General features: G+C 37.8%; 22 protein-coding genes and 1 pseudogene. 9 read left to right on the plus strand and 14 right to left on the minus strand.

Features of this window, described 5'->3' with window-relative positions:
- Positions 1 to 72: 72 nt before the first annotated feature.
- The 9 genes from BM350_RS19045 to BM350_RS27890 all read left to right on the plus strand — a co-directional run bounded on the left by BM350_RS19045 (position 73) and on the right by BM350_RS27890 (position 4,992).
- Complete coding sequence (locus tag BM350_RS19045) at positions 73 to 279, plus strand: DUF1657 domain-containing protein (protein WP_090915962.1); 207 nt, start codon at positions 73 to 75, stop codon at positions 277 to 279.
- A gap of 117 nt (positions 280 to 396) precedes the next feature.
- On the plus strand, positions 397 to 891 hold the full coding sequence (locus BM350_RS19050; RefSeq protein ID WP_090915960.1) for a YhcN/YlaJ family sporulation lipoprotein: 495 nt from the start codon (positions 397 to 399) through the stop codon (positions 889 to 891).
- Positions 892 to 925: 34 nt separating this feature from the next.
- Positions 926 to 1,402 carry a stage V sporulation protein AC gene (gene spoVAC / locus BM350_RS19055; RefSeq protein ID WP_090915958.1) on the plus strand — a complete coding sequence of 159 codons (477 nt, stop codon included), beginning with the start codon at positions 926 to 928 and terminating at the stop codon, positions 1,400 to 1,402.
- A complete protein-coding gene (spoVAD, locus tag BM350_RS19060) occupies positions 1,403 to 2,413 on the plus strand; it encodes a stage V sporulation protein AD (RefSeq protein WP_090915957.1) in 1,011 nt (336 codons plus the stop codon).
- A gap of 3 nt (positions 2,414 to 2,416) precedes the next feature.
- Positions 2,417 to 2,767 (plus strand): stage V sporulation protein AE, encoded by a 351-nt coding sequence (gene spoVAE, locus BM350_RS19065; RefSeq protein ID WP_090915955.1) that lies wholly within the window; start codon positions 2,417 to 2,419, stop codon positions 2,765 to 2,767.
- An 11-nt stretch (positions 2,768 to 2,778) separates the two neighbouring features.
- Positions 2,779 to 2,985: a DUF1657 domain-containing protein gene (locus BM350_RS19070; RefSeq protein WP_090915953.1), complete on the plus strand. Its 207-nt coding sequence runs from the start codon at positions 2,779 to 2,781 to the stop codon at positions 2,983 to 2,985.
- A gap of 20 nt (positions 2,986 to 3,005) precedes the next feature.
- The gene (locus tag BM350_RS19075; protein WP_090915951.1) at positions 3,006 to 3,881 is read left to right on the plus strand and encodes a DUF421 domain-containing protein; all 876 of its coding nucleotides are present in this window, start codon (positions 3,006 to 3,008) and stop codon (positions 3,879 to 3,881) included.
- A 383-nt stretch (positions 3,882 to 4,264) separates the two neighbouring features.
- The gene (gene clpP, locus BM350_RS19080) at positions 4,265 to 4,846 is read left to right on the plus strand and encodes an ATP-dependent Clp endopeptidase proteolytic subunit ClpP (RefSeq protein WP_090915949.1); all 582 of its coding nucleotides are present in this window, start codon (positions 4,265 to 4,267) and stop codon (positions 4,844 to 4,846) included.
- A gap of 11 nt (positions 4,847 to 4,857) precedes the next feature.
- On the plus strand, positions 4,858 to 4,992 hold the full coding sequence (locus BM350_RS27890) for a hypothetical protein (protein WP_280141398.1): 135 nt from the start codon (positions 4,858 to 4,860) through the stop codon (positions 4,990 to 4,992).
- Between the two features lie 146 nt (positions 4,993 to 5,138).
- Here BM350_RS27890 and BM350_RS19085 read toward each other — a convergent pair whose 3' ends face one another.
- The 14 genes and pseudogenes from BM350_RS19085 to BM350_RS19150 form a co-directional block, all read right to left on the minus strand.
- The gene (locus tag BM350_RS19085) at positions 5,139 to 5,396 is read right to left on the minus strand and encodes an HPr family phosphocarrier protein (protein WP_090915947.1); all 258 of its coding nucleotides are present in this window, start codon (positions 5,394 to 5,396) and stop codon (positions 5,139 to 5,141) included.
- Positions 5,397 to 5,417: 21 nt separating this feature from the next.
- Positions 5,418 to 6,368, minus strand: coding sequence for a DNA-binding protein WhiA (gene whiA / locus BM350_RS19090; protein ID WP_090915945.1), 951 nt, complete (start codon positions 6,366 to 6,368; stop codon positions 5,418 to 5,420).
- Positions 6,369 to 6,477: 109 nt separating this feature from the next.
- On the minus strand, positions 6,478 to 7,431 hold the full coding sequence (locus BM350_RS19095; RefSeq protein WP_090916136.1) for a gluconeogenesis factor YvcK family protein: 954 nt from the start codon (positions 7,429 to 7,431) through the stop codon (positions 6,478 to 6,480).
- A gap of 3 nt (positions 7,432 to 7,434) precedes the next feature.
- Positions 7,435 to 8,316 (minus strand): RNase adapter RapZ, encoded by an 882-nt coding sequence (rapZ, locus tag BM350_RS19100; RefSeq protein WP_090915944.1) that lies wholly within the window; start codon positions 8,314 to 8,316, stop codon positions 7,435 to 7,437.
- A gap of 18 nt (positions 8,317 to 8,334) precedes the next feature.
- Positions 8,335 to 8,793, minus strand: a complete 459-nt coding sequence (locus tag BM350_RS19105) for an NUDIX hydrolase (protein WP_090915942.1) — start codon at positions 8,791 to 8,793, stop codon at positions 8,335 to 8,337.
- Positions 8,794 to 8,983: 190 nt separating this feature from the next.
- A pseudogene (locus tag BM350_RS19110) lies at positions 8,984 to 9,100 on the minus strand (LUD domain-containing protein); the annotation flags it as partial.
- Positions 9,101 to 9,168: 68 nt separating this feature from the next.
- Complete coding sequence (gene trxB / locus BM350_RS19115; protein WP_139207673.1) at positions 9,169 to 10,119, minus strand: thioredoxin-disulfide reductase; 951 nt, start codon at positions 10,117 to 10,119, stop codon at positions 9,169 to 9,171.
- An 84-nt stretch (positions 10,120 to 10,203) separates the two neighbouring features.
- Positions 10,204 to 11,715 carry a tetratricopeptide repeat protein gene (locus BM350_RS19120; protein ID WP_090915938.1) on the minus strand — a complete coding sequence of 504 codons (1,512 nt, stop codon included), beginning with the start codon at positions 11,713 to 11,715 and terminating at the stop codon, positions 10,204 to 10,206.
- 122 nt (positions 11,716 to 11,837) lie between these two features.
- The gene (locus BM350_RS19125) at positions 11,838 to 12,350 is read right to left on the minus strand and encodes an acyltransferase (protein ID WP_090916134.1); all 513 of its coding nucleotides are present in this window, start codon (positions 12,348 to 12,350) and stop codon (positions 11,838 to 11,840) included.
- 15 nt (positions 12,351 to 12,365) lie between these two features.
- Complete coding sequence (gene ppaX / locus BM350_RS19130; RefSeq protein ID WP_090916132.1) at positions 12,366 to 13,013, minus strand: pyrophosphatase PpaX; 648 nt, start codon at positions 13,011 to 13,013, stop codon at positions 12,366 to 12,368.
- Positions 13,014 to 13,410: 397 nt separating this feature from the next.
- The gene (gene lgt / locus BM350_RS19135; RefSeq protein ID WP_090915936.1) at positions 13,411 to 14,223 is read right to left on the minus strand and encodes a prolipoprotein diacylglyceryl transferase; all 813 of its coding nucleotides are present in this window, start codon (positions 14,221 to 14,223) and stop codon (positions 13,411 to 13,413) included.
- 52 nt (positions 14,224 to 14,275) lie between these two features.
- Complete coding sequence (hprK, locus tag BM350_RS19140) at positions 14,276 to 15,205, minus strand: HPr(Ser) kinase/phosphatase (protein WP_090915934.1); 930 nt, start codon at positions 15,203 to 15,205, stop codon at positions 14,276 to 14,278.
- 171 nt (positions 15,206 to 15,376) lie between these two features.
- Positions 15,377 to 15,751 carry a phage holin family protein gene (locus BM350_RS19145; RefSeq protein WP_090915932.1) on the minus strand — a complete coding sequence of 125 codons (375 nt, stop codon included), beginning with the start codon at positions 15,749 to 15,751 and terminating at the stop codon, positions 15,377 to 15,379.
- 150 nt (positions 15,752 to 15,901) lie between these two features.
- Complete coding sequence (locus BM350_RS19150; RefSeq protein ID WP_090915930.1) at positions 15,902 to 16,213, minus strand: magnetosome magnetite crystal formation protein family; 312 nt, start codon at positions 16,211 to 16,213, stop codon at positions 15,902 to 15,904.
- Between the last annotated feature and the right edge of the window lie 2 nt (positions 16,214 to 16,215).

The raw sequence follows: 16,215 nt of genomic DNA on the forward strand, positions 1-16,215 counted from the left end.
TAATTATATTTCAATACACATTCACAAATTCTAATGATTGAAATTCAATTCAATTAGAGGAGGAATTACGTTATGACTGTAATTACAAAACTTAAACAAACTGTTTCAGGATTAAAAAGCGCACAAGCAAGCTTAGAGGGATTCGCTCTTGATACTGATAACCAACAAGCGAAGCAATTATTTCAAAGTGCAGCACAGCAAACGCAATCAATTATTGAATCTTTAAATCCACGCGTTCAAGAGGTTCAACAAGAAGAACCTCAATATACACAGCAGTAAAGGGCGCTTAAAGCAAACATAATGATACCCACTTTATGCTGAATCGAAAAAAGGGTGATACAATATCATCCTTTTTTCACCTCAAATTACATAGAGCTATAGAAATGGAATGATACAATGCGAAAATTCAGGATCATTACTTTGTTATTCCTTCTCTTCTTCAGTTTCCTAAGCGGCTGTAACAGTCCTCTAGATAAAAAAGTAAAAAAAGAAGCGAATGAGAAAGAAGAGCACAAAACAACTAAAAAAGATACACAATTAACACAAGTCAGCATGGAGACTGTTGATCAATCCATAGCAAATCAAGCGAAAGATCAGATTCTTAACATGGAAGAAGTAATTGAAGTAAAAGCGGTTAATTTCAATAACGAACTATATGTAGCCGCGAAGCCAGAGCACCACGAACGCTTTCAAATCAAGAAATTAAAAAAAGAAATGAAACAGACATTAGAAAAGATGTATCCTAATTTAAAAGTTTATGTCAGTATGGATAAAAAAATTTTAATGTTGCTAGATAAATTAGAAACAAAGATTAAAAACAAAGAAGCAGATAAAAAAGAAATAAAAAAACAACTGAAAGTAGTAAAAGAAGAAATGCATTCCGATATTTAATAATACTTTTCAACATAGAAAAGGATGGATTCGTATGTCAAGCCAAAACAAAGATTTAACACCAATGCAGCAAGAATATAAAAAATTTGAACAGCAGCGCGAACCAAAGCGTCCTGTTCTAAAAAATTGTATAAAAGCTTTTTTTGTTGGCGGATTCATTTGTTTAATCGGTCAACTTATCTCCACATTTTATATTACTTATTTCGATTTTACTGAACGATCTGCAGGTAATCCAACTGTAGCTACAATGATCTTTATTTCTATGCTTCTAACAGGTTTTGGTGTATACGATCGATTAGCTCAGTTTGGCGGGGCAGGTACAGCCGTTCCTGTTACCGGATTTGGAAATTCTGTCATATCAGCTTGTATCGAGCACCGTACGGAAGGTTTTGTTCTTGGAGTGGGCGGGAATATGTTTAAACTAGCCGGATCTGTTATTTTATTTGGCGTATTTTCCGCTTTTGTAATCGCACTGATTCGAACGATTCTAATCCAATGGGGAGGGTTTTAAATGTTACAAGGCCACCGAACATGGGTATTTGAAAACAAACCCGTGATTATATCAACTGGTGTCATTGGCGGACCATTTGAAGCGAACGGAAAAATCCCTGAGGATTTCGATACATTGCACGATAATTTATGGTTAGGACAAGACTCCTATGAAAAGGCACATCGAATTTTATTTGAAGAGGCTTGCAGCAGAGCAACAGAAAAAGCAAAACTACGGAAAGAAGATATTCAATTTATCCTGGCGGGAGATTTAATTAATCAAATTACTCCTTCAAGCTTTGCTTGCCGGACACTTGGCACTCCCTATCTCGGATTATTCGGGGCTTGTTCTACTTCGATGGAGGGACTTGCTTTAGGTGCAAGCATCGTAAATGCAAAAGGAGCAAAATATTTATTAGCAGGAGCATCAAGTCATAATACTGCTGTAGAAAAACAGTTCAGATATCCAACTGAATACGGAGGACAAAAACCCCCTACTGCGCAGTGGACAGTAACAGGGGCCGGTGTTGCCTTATTAAGTGATCAAGGAGATGGACCTTGCGTAACGTCAGCAACAATTGGAAGAGTGATCGATATGGGGCTAACCGATCCGTTTAATATGGGCGGGGCTATGGCTCCTGCTGCTGTCGACACGATTGAAGCACATTTAAGAGAACGACAAATCGACGTATCCTACTACGACTTAATTGTAACGGGCGATCTCGGCCATGTAGGACGCGAAATTGCCTTTGACTTACTACGTAAGCAAGGAACATCAATACGAAGCGAACAATTTCTAGATTGCGGATTACTCATTTACAGAGACGATCAACCTATTTTAGCAGGAGCAAGCGGTCCAGGCTGCTCAGCAACTGTTGTGTATGGACATTTATTAAACCGAATGAAAAAAGGAGAGTTTAGCAAAATACTTGTAGTTGCTACTGGAGCTTTACTTTCTCCATTAACTTTCCAACAACAAGAAACGATTCCTTGTATCGCCCATGCAGTATCCATTGAAGTTGGAGGTGTATAATACATGATCTTTTTTTGGGCTTTTGTAATTGGCGGCCTCATTTGTGTTATTGGACAAATTATGTTCGACGTATTCAAACTCACCCCTGCTCATACTATGGCGACACTTGTTGTCATTGGCGCCATATTAGATGGATTTAATTTGTATGAACCGTTAATTGATTTTGCCGGAGCAGGTGCAACAGTTCCTATTACAAGCTTTGGGAACGCTCTCGTTCACGGTGCAATGGCAGAAGCGGCTGAGCATGGCATCATTGGCGTTATAACAGGAATGTTTAAAGTAACAAGCGCCGGTGTATCCGCCGCAATTATCTTCGGATTTATCGGTGCTTTATTATTCAAACCAAAAGGATAAGAGGTGTTCTCATGACCGTTGTTGCAAGTGTAAAAACATGCCTTGCTAGTTTGAAAGGTGCACAAGCAAGTTTAAGTGCACTTTCACAAAATGCTGCTGACGACGAAGCGAAACGTGTGTTTCATGAATGTATGTTAGAGATGGATAGTGTAATTGCTGATTTACAAGGGCGAGTTTCAGCATTAGAACGAGAAGAACCACAATATAAAGGATTCTAGGAAGACTGGAGGGAATATATATGCCTGACATTCACATACCAGAATGGCCGCTTGTCATTATACGTTCTTTATTTGTCTTAATTATTTTATTTGCCATTACGAAATGGCTTGGAAAAAGACAAATCTCTCAACTTTCCTTTTTTGAGTACATAGCAGGTATGACGATTGGTGATATCGCTGCAGAAGTATCAACAGGGTTGGAACAAAACTTCTTCCACGGTATTTCTAGTATGATGGTTTTTGCTATCATACCTTTTTTCGCAGGACTAGTTTCCTTAAAAAATAAGACGGTACGAGATTTTGTAGAGGGTAAATCCACTATTTTCATAAAAGATGGCAAAGTACTCGAAGATAATTTAAAAAAGGAAAAATATACGAGCGACGAACTACTAGAGCTCCTACGAAAAAAAGATGTATTCAACATAAACGATGTTGAATTCGCTATATTAGAACCGAGCGGTGAATTAAACGTATTATTAAAGAAAGACAGACAACCATTAACTGCAAAAGATATCGGATTAAAACTACCAAATGAAAAAGAAACGCACACAGTCATTATGGATGGAAACATAATGGATGAACCTCTTGCAGCAAGCGGTCATAACCGAGCTTGGGTTCGCACTGAACTCGAAAAAATAGGAGTTGCAATAGACAACGTATTCATTGGACAAATCGACTCCTACGGCCAACTAACTGTCGACATATACAATGATAAAATTCAAATGCCTTCTCCTCAAGACAAACCATTATTACTCGCTTCTTTAAAGAAGTGTCATGCTGATCTTGAACTCTTTTCTTTAGAAACGAAATCAAGTACCGCCGCGAGCATGTATGCAAACAACGCCAAGAAGCTAGAGGAAATCTTAAACAAAGTAACTTATTTACTTAAAGAATAGTACGAAAAAGAACGCTTATATATGTAACGGCGTTCTTTTTTGTGCTTATATAAATCACTGCCATGCGGCGAACAAGGAACCTGCACTCGCTTTCTCTTTCTCTTTTTGTTTTCACTTCGCACGTGGCAGAAAAAGTTCCTGACCGCTTCTATGCATGGCTAGATGCTCTCGCCCACCTAAAAAAGAGGGGTTTTCTATAAATATGTTTAAATTCACCCAATTCGGTTATCATGAGGAAGATATAGAAAAAGGGAATTCCTTATTTATAGCGAATTAACATGATACACCTACATATTTTTTAAAACTGAAGTGGTTTCGTTTGACCTTTATTGACCATAATTGTATTATAAAATTAACAAATGTGTTAAAGGAGGAAGTTACACATGAATTTAATTCCTACAGTTATTGAACAAACAAATCGCGGGGAACGTGCTTACGATATTTACTCTCGTTTATTAAAAGACCGCATCATCATGCTTGGCAGCGCAATTGATGACAATGTAGCAAACTCTATCGTTTCTCAGCTTTTATTCTTAGAATCACAAGACCCAGAAAAAGATATTCATTTATATATCAACAGTCCTGGCGGATCTATTACAGCAGGTATGGCAATTTACGACACAATGCAATTTATTAAACCAAACGTATCTACAATTTGCATCGGTATGGCTGCATCTATGGGTGCTTTCTTACTTGCAGCTGGTGAAAAAGGAAAACGTTTCGCTCTTCCAAACAGTGAAGTTATGATTCACCAACCACTTGGCGGTGCACAAGGACAAGCGACAGAAATTGAAATCGCTGCAAAACGCATCCTATTCTTACGCGATAAACTAAACAAAATTCTTTCTGAGCGTACAGGTCAGCCATTAGAAGTAATCGAGCGCGACACAGAACGCGACAACTTCATGACAGCAGAAAAAGCGTTAGAATACGGCTTAATTGATAAAATCTTTACAAATCGCTAAGAAAAGCGGAAGTGGCTCGTTCAGAATATGAGGGGGATGGAGCTTCTGACAAAGAGGTGCTTTTTACCTCGACGGAAGAAGCGAAGCCACCGAACATTCTAGCCGCTGGAGCTGGATCAGAAGAAAAGAGCTATCATTTGCGATAGCTCTTTTTCATTTATCAGCGCTTTTTTCAATATATCGGCGATTCGACACGGGAGAAAGACCCTTCGACCATGTTCGACAGGAAAGTAGCCGAGCCACAGTCACTCCATTCACAATAAAAAAGCTATCGCACATTGCGATAGCTTTTTTATTGTTCTTTTTGCACATAAGCAACGAGTGCTTCCAATGCTTCTGTCTCATCTGATCCTTCTGTCGTAATTGTAACTTCACATCCAGATCCAACAGCTAAGCTCATAATCCCCATAATGCTCTTAGCATTAACCGTTTTACCGTCTTTCTCCATAAAAATATCAGCTTGAAAACGATTTGCCTCTTGTACAAACAACGCTGCCGGACGTGCTTGTAATCCAGTCTTCAACAGCACCTCTACCCGTTTTTGAACCACTGTTCCATTCCCCTTTGCCCATTATTTTTTTATAACCGCTTCACCGGCGCGTAATTTCTCAGCAATATCATCAATTTTACGCAAACGATGATTGATACCCGATTTACTAATGTTTCCCCCAGATACCATTTCTCCTAATTCTTTCAATGTAACATCTTGATAATTGATACGCAATTCTGCGATTTCACGTAATTTATCTGGTAAAAAATCAAGTCCAACAGTCTCTTCAATATAACGAATGTTTTCAATTTGTCTTAAAGCTGCACCAATCGTTTTATTTAAGTTTGCTGTTTCACAATTCACAAGACGATTTACAGAGTTACGCATATCGCGCACAATACGAATATCTTCAAACTTCAAAAGAGCGGTATGAGCACCAATAATATTTAAGAACTCGGTAATCTTTTCCGCTTCCTTTAAATATGTAATGTACCCTTTTCGCCTTTCTAACGTTTTACTATTTAATGCAAATTCATTCATAAGCTCACATATCGCGTCATTATGTTCTTTGTATAATGAGAAAATTTCTAAATGATACGATGATGTTTCTGGGTTATTAACAGATCCCCCCGCTAAAAAAGCCCCGCGTAAGTATGACCGTTTACAACACTTTTTCTCGATTAGTTCTTGTGAAATATGACGAATAAACGAAAAGTCCTCTCGTACAATGTGCAAGTCTAATAAAATTTCACGTACTTTCTCAACTAAACGAACGATGTATACATTATTTTTCTTTAAACGCATTTTCTTACGGACAAGTAGTTCAACTGTCACATTATATCCTTTTTTCAATAATGTATAAATTCTCCGAGCAATCGCTGCATTTTCCGTTTGAATGTCAATGATTACACGGCGGTTTGAAAAGGAGAGTGAACCATTCATACGAAGTAATGCTGACAACTCTGCCTTCTCACAGCATTCCTTCATTTCGAGCTTTGTCAGCTCCTTCTTTGTTTCTGATGCAAAGGACAACAGTTCCACCTCCTAACAGTCATAATTACTTTTATGCCCTAAATGAACTTGTAGCGTTACCTCAAAGAAGTAACGCCTTCTACCATGCAAACTTTTTCAAGCTTACAAGTTATATTAATGAATATAAAATCGAAGCTAGCTTTATCGTATCATGACGCACAACTTGATCATCATACTTTGCTAAACAACCTTTAATCAACTTAATATTATGCGCGGTAAAGCGATCTTCATCAATCGCAACTGGCTCCGACATTTCTTCTGCATAACGCCCTAATAGTTCAGATGGAATTGGTTCATCGTTCACTATTACTGTATCGATAAACGCTTCTCCAAGATGATCATGCAATGCTTTCACATGGTCAAATGCTGTATATCCCATTGTTTCACCAGCTTGGGTCATAACATTACAAACGTAGGCTTTCTTCGCTTTTGCCTGAAGAACCGCATCCCCGATTTTTTTCACCATTAAATTCGGCAAAATGCTCGTATACACACTTCCTGGTCCAAATACAAGTAAATCAGCTTTTTGAATTTCCATTAATGTTTCATGAAGCGGTTCTACGTCTCCCGGTGTTAAAAAGACACGGTTAATTTTTTTACCGTAATACGGAATTTTTGATTCCCCGCTTACAATTTGCCCATCTTCCAATTCCGCATGCAACACAACACTTTGATTCGCAGCCGGAAGTACACGTCCTCTTACATTTAACACTTTACTTGTTTCCGTAATAGCATGAAAAAAATCACCTGTAATAGCTGTCATTCCAGCTAACAATAAATTTCCAAGCGCATGTCCTGTTAATCCTTCTCCTGATGTAAAACGATGTTGAAATAACGCTTCCACAAGTGGCTCTACATCAGACAATGCAACAAGCACATTGCGAATATCTCCAGGAGGCGGGATTTCTAACTCATCACGAAGTCTCCCAGAGCTTCCCCCATCATCAGCAACCGTTACAATCGCGGTAATGTCGACTGGATACTTTTTTAAACCGCGTAATAAAACGGATAGACCAGTTCCGCCTCCCATAATAACGATTTTCGGTTTCTTCTCTTTTCCCATCACTTAATGTCCCTTTCTTTTCTCCACATCACGATGAGACACATGGGTTGTATATTCTTGCTTCAAATGTTTCATCAAATATTCTGCAAGTGTAACGGATCGATGTTGTCCTCCTGTACATCCAATGGCAATAACAAGCTGACTTTTTCCTTCGCGCTTATAATGCGGAAGCATAAAGGAAATAAGGTCTGTTAACTTCTCCAAAAATTTGTGCGTTTCATTAAATTTCAGCACATATGATGATACTTCCTCGTCAAGACCTGTTAATGGCTTCATGTGTGGAATATAGTATGGATTTGGTAAAAAACGAACATCAAATACTAAATCAGCATCAATTGGAATACCATATTTGAATCCAAATGACATTACGTTTACGCGAAATGCTTGTTCATCCTCTGTTGAGAATAATTGAATAATCTTTTCTCTTAGTTCTTTCGGCTTTAATTCCGACGTATCAAGTACAATATTTGCACGCGCCTTCATATCTGTTAATAGCGTACGTTCTGCTTCTATTCCTTTTAATGGAAGACCTGTTGGAGCAAGTGGATGTGAACGCCTTGTTTCTTTGTAACGTGTTACAAGCGTACTATCTTTTGCATCTAAAAATAAAATATGCGGAATAATCCATGTGCGTTCTGTTAAATCATCAAGCGCTCCCCATAAATGATCAAAGAACTCTCGTCCGCGTAAATCAATACCGAGCGCTACTTTATTCATTTTGCCTTTCGAGTCTGCCATTAATTCAACAAACTTCGGCAACAACATGGGCGGTAAATTATCCACACAAAAATATCCTAGGTCTTCAAAACTTTGCAAAGCAACTGTTTTCCCGGCTCCAGACATTCCTGTAATAATAACCATTTTAATATCATTATGCGCGTCCATTATATCCCCCCTCATGGTTTAACTCGGATCTAACCGATACGAAAGTAATTCAAAGTCTGGTGTATATACAAATGTACCGTAAATAATACCATTTCCTTTAATTAAATAATCAATAATATGATAATCTCCTGGTGCCATTGGCAGCTCATCAATCTTATCAAATGTATGCCAGCCTATTATCCCTTCTTCGCTTTGCAGTTTATTTTCTCCTGCAAAATCTGTCGCTAAGAAAGAAAACATCATCCATTCGGAAACAACCTTGTCTCCTTCTTGGATTACGAAAGTGAAGACACCTTTTAATGCTGGATTTTTCAAATAAATCCCCGTTTCTTCGCGATATTCGCGAACAACCGATTCTCTTACTGTTTCCCCGCGTTCCATCTTACCGCCTGGGGCAACCCACCAATTTCGACGAGGCTTTTGTAATAAAAGAACTTCATTACCCTTGATTAACACACAGTTTGTCACTCTTTGCAAGCTTCTTCACCTCAGCTATTAACGGAGAAATCCCCATTATATACTTCCTTCATTATACTATCAAATACAGTTTGTCACAACGAATGAACCTCTTGTCTAAAGCAAATGAAAAAGATGATGGGAGACTATTCCCATCACCATTCAGGAAAAAATGAAAAAACTGCATATCTCATAATGATTTAGATAGAAATTATTGATCATCTACAATAATATACGCTGTTCTTATTGGTCCATGTACACCTACGACAAGATTCATTTCAATATCAGCACTGTTTGATGGACCAGAGATGAAATTCAAACAGGATGGAGGGGTTTCCCTTTGTATTTATATAGAAAAAAGCTGTCTCAATAAAGACAGCTTCTCTTTTTTGTTCATTATTTTTCTACTTTTAATTCTTCTAACAGCTCTTCCACGTAATGCTGTGCACTTTGCGCTGCAATACTTCCATCACCTGTTGCTGTTACAATTTGGCGAAGCATTTTTTCACGAATGTCACCAGCTGCGAAAATACCAGGAACTTTTGTTTCCATACGTTCATTTGTTTCAATATAACCATTTTCATTTGTAATACCTAATTCTGCAAATGGTTTAGAAAGTGGTAACATACCAACATAAATAAATACGCCTTCTGTTTTAAACTCTTGCTCTTCACCGCTATTTACATCTACAAGTGTTACGCTGCCTACTTTTCCGTTTGCTTCATTAATTTCTTTTACAGTGTGATTCCAAATGAAATCAACTTTTTCATTTTGGAAAGCACGGTCCTGTAAAATCTTTTGTGCACGCAATTGATCTCGGCGGTGAACAATCGTTACTTTCGTTGCAAAACGTGTTAAATACACACCTTCTTCAACAGCTGAGTCGCCGCCGCCAACAACGACAAGTTCTTTTCCTTTAAAGAATGCACCGTCACATACTGCACAGTATGACACGCCGCGTCCACCAAGTTCTTTCTCGCCTGGCACGCCAACTTTCTTATATTCCGCACCGCTCGCTACAATAATTGCGCGTGCTTTATATTCTTTCTTTCCAGCGATTACTGTTTTATATTCTTTTCCATCAATAACTTGTTTCACATCACCATATGCATATTCTGCACCGAATTTCTTCGCATGTTCAAACATTTTATTTGATAAGTCCGGTCCTAAAATATGATCATAACCTGGATAATTTTCTACTTCTTCTGTATTTGCCATTTGTCCGCCCGGGATACCACGCTCCAACATCAACGTACTTAAATTTGCGCGAGAGGTATACACAGCTGCTGTCATCCCTGCCGGACCAGCTCCGATAATAATTACATCATAAATTTTTTCTTCTGCCATATTCTTCATCTCCTATTCTTATCGCTCTTTTGATACCCTCATTATACTGTCGGTAATGTTTTTTTCCCAATGATTTGCTCGCGCTTATGCATGCACACATCTTACTGCTTGCACATACTTTCGTACAGTTGCTACCGATACATTATATATATTCCCAAGCTCTGCCTGCGTCAATTTATTTTGACATTCGCCTCTTACAATATATTCAACTGCCGCTGACCAGCCATATACATTTGTAAACGTCGTTCCGCTTGTGTATAAGCGTATAAATGTACAAAACCAAAGATGTAAACATTCTTCAATCAGCTCATCATCTTTTTTTGTATAATTATATAAAGCATCTGCAATACGGACACATTGTTCAAACGGCTGAAGCTCCTGCGGAATATTTTTATGACTATTAATTAAAAAGAAATAGTGCGCCAGCTGTGATACAATCGGAACACGCTTAGGAGATTGCATCACATCAAAGAAAAAACCGACTTTCTCTGGTGTTGTCAGCTCATTCATTAAATATAAAGCTAGCATTTGTTCTTCTAACGTTTCACTTTGCTGAAAAGATTGCTGCAGTTCTCGAAATAAAATATTTTGGCCTTCATCTGCTAAATTAATAGCATTCCAAGGCTCCTTTCCTTTTTTATCAGGATGTAACTCTACAACATGCGTCCACATTTTCTCTGCTGTTTGTTCATCGTTTACCATATAAGCAGAATATGCAAACCAATAATAAAAACTAACATCACCTTCGTAACCTTGACGCTTTAAAACTTTTAACCATTTATATGCACTTTCGAAACGACCAATTGTTGCAAATGTTGTCCCTAATTTCACACGATGTTCAAACGACATCGGATACACTGTCTCCAATTGCTCTGCTAACTTTTCTACTTGCTTATATTCCCCAACGGAATATAGAAAAATAAGCGTATTACATAAGGCATGAATATTCCCTGGATTCTTCTCTAAAATTAGCTCTGTCATTTTCAATGCTTGATCAACATTTCCAAGCTGAAAATGAGCAATTGCTAAATTATTATGTGCCGACCAAAATTCCGGATATTCCGTTATAACCCCTTCAAGCGTCGCAATCGCCTCTTCTAATTGACCGTTCCGAATATAATGATTCGCTTGCTCTTGCATCACAATTAATCCATCTTCATCTTCAAATTCCGGCGCATCCATTTCTTCTTCTTCAATAATCTCTAAAAGTTCCATCGTCTCCGCAATAAACTCTTTATCCGTCGCAATTTCTAAATACCGCTCTGCATACTTTTTCGCTTGTTGGAATAGACCAAGATACGCATAATTATTTGCCATAAAATAATAGCATTCTTCTATTTGTTCACCCGTACGAACAATTTGTAATAAAATTTGATTAGATTCGTGATACTCTCCCGCTTCTGATAATGCCGTTGCTAATTGACATAAAATAAACGGCTCTTTCTGATTTTGTGCCGCTCTTTTAAAATATTTAATTGCATCTTCTAAATGATGATTGCGATAAGCCTTCATTCCTTTATCATAAAAGAAATCGGCTAATTGATTAAAAGAAATAACTTGTCCGTTATCTTTATGAATTTCTTGATTTTTCCCCATAGATCCTCCATTATTTCATTCTTCTATCTATAAGTATAAACGATTCTTCTAAAAACAAAACAGTATATTATACGCAAATATTTCCTTTTCATTCCCGAAAAGAAAAGGAAAATGTTACATTTCTAACATTTCCCTTCTCTCACTGCCATTTCCTCTTTCGTATAAATAACACGCATCGGATTTCCACCAACGAAAGCACCGCTCGGTACATCACGATGAACAAGTGTGCCCGCTGAAACAATCGCTCCATCTCCAATGACAACACCCGGTAAAATAGTCGAATTTGCTCCAATCATTACTTCGTTTCCAATTGTAATTTCACCAAGGCGATATTCTGTAATTAAATATTCATGAGCTAATAATGTTGTATTATAACCAATGATCGAATTATGCCCAACTGTAATTTTCTCTGGAAACATAATATCTGGCATAACCATAAGTGCAAAAGAAGTTTGCTCTCCAATTTTCATTCGCAAAAATGTGCGATATAACCAATTTTTCATCCGTAAAAATGGAGTATAACGTGCAATTTGAATGACAATGAAGTTTTTCATCACTTTCCAAAATGAAACTGTCTTATATACGTTCCATAATGAATTTGCTCCTGACACAGGATAGCGTGTTGTCCGTCGCACCATTCTCTCCCCTTGTCAACTCAATTCATGAGGCAAGATTGTTAACAAGTCACTCATTTTTTCTAACACATAGTCCGGTTTATAAGACTCTAAGTATTCGCGTCCTTTAATTGTCCATGCAACAGCCGCTGTCTTCACGCCAGCATTTTGTCCGCCAACAATATCGTGATGATTATCCCCTACCATTAAAGCTTCTTCTGGCTTTGCTCCTAATAATTGCAGTGCTCTTTGAATCGGTTCTGGATGCGGCTTCACATGCTCTACATCATCAATTGTCACCACAACATCAAAAAACTCTTTTAATTTCGATAGCTTTAATCCCATTTCGACAGTTTGGCGCACTTTCGTTGTTACAATCCCGATTTTATAACCTTTCTTCCGAAGTTCTTGTACAGTTTCATACACTGTTTCATACTCTTCTACTAACTCATCATGATGTTCATGATTAAAATTGCGGTAACATTGAATGAGTTCTTCTACTCGTTTTTCGTCAATTTTACTAAATGTATCGTGCAATGACGGACCGATAAACGGTAGTACGTCTTCACGCTTATACTGATTTGGATAGTACTTTTCTAAAGTATGTAAAAATGAAGAGATAATAAGTTCGTTCGTATTAATCAACGTTCCATCCAAATCAAATAACACTGTATTTATGTTCATCTTTTCGCCACCCTTAGTTGTTGTATGATAAAGTGAAACTTCCATTCGGAGATGCTTTTTCCTCCGAATGGTTAGCCCGCCCAATCGGGCTCTTACAAGCAGTTCCTCTCCTCGCATTCTCTTCTGCGCTTACTGCTTGTTAGAGCGGGATAAAGTGAAACTTCTATTCGAAGTTACTTTTTCCTTCGAATGGTTAGCCCGCCCAATCGGGCTCTTACAAGCAGTTCCTCTTCTCGTATTCCCTTCTGCGCTTACTGCTTGTTAGAGCGGGATAAAGTGAAACTTCCATCAGCGATTTTATCCCGCTGATGGAAAACCCGCGAATAGCAGGATAAGAAAAGAAGCAGCGCCGCATGTTTGACGCTACTTTTTCTCATTCACCTCTGAAGTTCTATCCTTATTGTTCTGAATATCGTTTATCCGCATACCCCATTTTTCGTCTCACAAACACAAAAATAATAGAAACGAGAATTAAGGTAATTGATACAACTTGTGCAATACGAAGCGGGCCAAGCATTAAGCTATCTGTACGTAATCCTTCTACAAAGAAGCGACCGATAGAATACCAAGTTAAATATATAAAAAATAGTTCCCCGCGTCGTAAATTTGCTTTTCGAAGAAGTAGAAGTAAAATAACCCCAGCAAAATCCCATAACGATTCATATAAAAATGTTGGATGGTAATATACACCATCAATATACATTTGATTCACAATAAATTGTGGTAAATGTAAACTTTCAAGAAATTGACGCGTTACCTCACCGCCATGAGCTTCTTGGTTCATAAAGTTTCCCCAGCGTCCAATCGCTTGTCCAAGTAAAATACTCGGCGCTGCAATATCCGCTAGCTTCCAAAAAGACAGACCGCGTTTTTTCGCAAATACAATTCCTGTAAGAACCGCACCAATTAATCCGCCATGAATCGCTAAACCACCTTGACGAATGTTAATAATTTGACTTGGATTGTGCGAATAGTAATCCCATTCGAAAATAACATAGTATGCACGTGCACAAAGGATTGCAAGCGGCACTGCAATTAGGACCAAATCAATAAATGTATCTTTCGGAATACCAAGACGCTCTCCTTCACGGGTTGCGAGCCACAATCCGAGCAAAACAGCAGTACCAATAATGACACCATACCAATAAATCGGAAACGGCCCAAGCTGAATTGCCACGCGATCAAGCTGCGGTACAGATCCTAATAGCATACTCTCCACTCCCTTTCTTTTTATCCTTCACTAATGGAAATTTCATTTGTATTTAATTTTGATTCCCTAGTTCAATCGCACTCATAAGACGCTCTGAAAATTGCTGCGCTGCATTGACGCCCATACGTTTTAAACGGAAATTCATCGCTGCTACCTCAATAATAACAGCTAAGTTTCGACCAGGTCGTACTGGAAGTGTGATCTTTGTAATCTCTGTATCAATGATTTTCATTTTTTCTTCATCTAAACCAAGGCGGTCGTAATTTTTCTTTTGATCCCAAATCTCAAGATTAATTACAAGTGAAATACGTTTATGGTTACGCACTGCACCTGCACCAAATAACGTCATAACGTTAATAATGCCAAGTCCACGAATTTCAAGTAAATGTTCAATTAACTCCGGTGAACTCCCGACTAATGTATCATCATCTTCTTGACGAATTTCTACACTATCATCAGCCACAAGGCGATGTCCACGCTTCACAAGCTCAAGTGCTGTTTCGCTTTTCCCGACACCACTTTGTCCTGTAATCATTACACCAACACCATAAATATCAACTAACACACCGTGAATAGCTGTTGTTGGCGCTAATTTACTTTCTAAATAATTCGTCAAACGACTCGATAAACGTGTTGTTTTTAACGGCGAGCATAATAACGGTACGCCAGTCTGACGAGATGCTTGCATTAACTCCTCTGGTACATCTTGACCGCGCGTTACGATAATGCACGGTGTTTCTTCTGTACAAAGCGCTTGCATGCGCATTTTCTTTTGTTCTTCTGTTAACGTATCAAAAAAAGTAAGCTCCGTTTTCCCAAGAAGCTGAACACGATCAGCTGGATAATATGTAAAGAATCCTGCCATTTCAATTCCAGGGCGTGATAAATCACTTGTATCAATTGGACGGTGAATTCCTTCCTCACCACTTACTAACTCTAACTGAAAATGTTCAATTAAGTCTTTCGTTCGAACTTTTGGCATATATAAACCTCCACGTTGCGGAATGTATCTAAGCAGCGTACTACCACTCTACCCGCTATTGTACCATTTTTTTCTGAAAACACGAAACACGCTTTCTTTTGAAAAAGAAAAAAACATTCCACGCTTTGCGCAAAATGTTTTACGTTTTGTCGGATACTTTCTGCCTTCCGATTATTCTTTCTCATATAACGGTTCAATAATCACTTTCTCAATTAACATATTTAAAATTGAAATGAAAATTGCCGCAATAATCGCTGCGCCAAATCCAGATAAATTGAACGCATCACCAAGTATCGAATCTGTAATTTCTAGCGTAATCGCATTAATAACAATTAAGAAAAACCCAAATGTTAACACAGTAATTGGCAGCGTAATTAAAATTAATAACGGTTTAACAAATACGTTTAGAAGAGACAAAATAACGCTCGCAATCACTGCTGTTTGTATATTTGCTATTTCAAACGCACCTGGTGCAAATATTTTGAGAAGACCTGATACAACGATTAGCACAATACTGTTTACAATAAGTGATATAATCCATCTCATGTTCTTTACACTTCCTTTTCACTAGGGACAATGAATACCCAAACTACATATACCAACAATAATACTTGAAATCCGCAAAGATTACCAAGAACAAATGAAATGAAAACACACATAAGATTCCTCTTACGAACAGTTCTTCTTTAAATTTATTTACTCATTCACAAGCAATTGTACACCTTTCACAATATTCCAGATGAAAATAACAAGGTTCACAAATCCAAATAACAACATCGCAATAAGCACGATTGCACCAATTTGTTCTGGTGTGTTCATAACAAATACAAGTAGAAAAATGAGAAATAAACAAAAGAACGGTAGTAAATGCGAAATGAAAGCTTTCTTTGCATGACATTTCACTTCTTCATGAGGAACAACAAAATATACAATGATCGGAAATAATAGCGGAGCCACAAAAATACTAAAATAACAACAAGAGGCTAACACTTTTTCGGTAGAATCCACAT

It is taken from the genome of Bacillus sp. 103mf (genome assembly GCF_900116295.1).
In the GTDB taxonomy this organism is placed as follows: Bacteria; Bacillota; Bacilli; order Bacillales; family Bacillaceae_G; genus Bacillus_A; species Bacillus_A bruguierae.

Excerpts from the sequence above, each read along its gene's own strand:
- BM350_RS19045 (WP_090915962.1), top strand. The coding sequence starts at position 73 with ATGACTGTAATTACAAAACTTAAACAAACTGTTTCAGGATTAAAAAGC.
- BM350_RS19050 (WP_090915960.1), top strand. The coding sequence starts at position 397 with ATGCGAAAATTCAGGATCATTACTTTGTTATTCCTTCTCTTCTTCAGT.
- spoVAC (WP_090915958.1), top strand. The coding sequence starts at position 926 with ATGTCAAGCCAAAACAAAGATTTAACACCAATGCAGCAAGAATATAAA.
- spoVAD (WP_090915957.1), top strand. The coding sequence starts at position 1,403 with ATGTTACAAGGCCACCGAACATGGGTATTTGAAAACAAACCCGTGATT.
- spoVAE (WP_090915955.1), top strand. The coding sequence starts at position 2,417 with ATGATCTTTTTTTGGGCTTTTGTAATTGGCGGCCTCATTTGTGTTATT.
- BM350_RS19070 (WP_090915953.1), top strand. The coding sequence starts at position 2,779 with ATGACCGTTGTTGCAAGTGTAAAAACATGCCTTGCTAGTTTGAAAGGT.
- BM350_RS19075 (WP_090915951.1), top strand. The coding sequence starts at position 3,006 with ATGCCTGACATTCACATACCAGAATGGCCGCTTGTCATTATACGTTCT.
- clpP (WP_090915949.1), top strand. The coding sequence starts at position 4,265 with ATGAATTTAATTCCTACAGTTATTGAACAAACAAATCGCGGGGAACGT.
- BM350_RS19095 (WP_090916136.1), bottom strand. The coding sequence starts at position 7,431 with ATGGGAAAAGAGAAGAAACCGAAAATCGTTATTATGGGAGGCGGAACT.
- rapZ (WP_090915944.1), bottom strand. The coding sequence starts at position 8,316 with ATGGACGCGCATAATGATATTAAAATGGTTATTATTACAGGAATGTCT.
- trxB (WP_139207673.1), bottom strand. The coding sequence starts at position 10,119 with ATGGCAGAAGAAAAAATTTATGATGTAATTATTATCGGAGCTGGTCCG.
- BM350_RS19120 (WP_090915938.1), bottom strand. The coding sequence starts at position 11,715 with ATGGGGAAAAATCAAGAAATTCATAAAGATAACGGACAAGTTATTTCT.
- ppaX (WP_090916132.1), bottom strand. The coding sequence starts at position 13,013 with ATGAACATAAATACAGTGTTATTTGATTTGGATGGAACGTTGATTAAT.
- lgt (WP_090915936.1), bottom strand. The coding sequence starts at position 14,223 with ATGCTATTAGGATCTGTACCGCAGCTTGATCGCGTGGCAATTCAGCTT.
- hprK (WP_090915934.1), bottom strand. The coding sequence starts at position 15,205 with ATGCCAAAAGTTCGAACGAAAGACTTAATTGAACATTTTCAGTTAGAG.
- BM350_RS19145 (WP_090915932.1), bottom strand. The coding sequence starts at position 15,751 with ATGAGATGGATTATATCACTTATTGTAAACAGTATTGTGCTAATCGTT.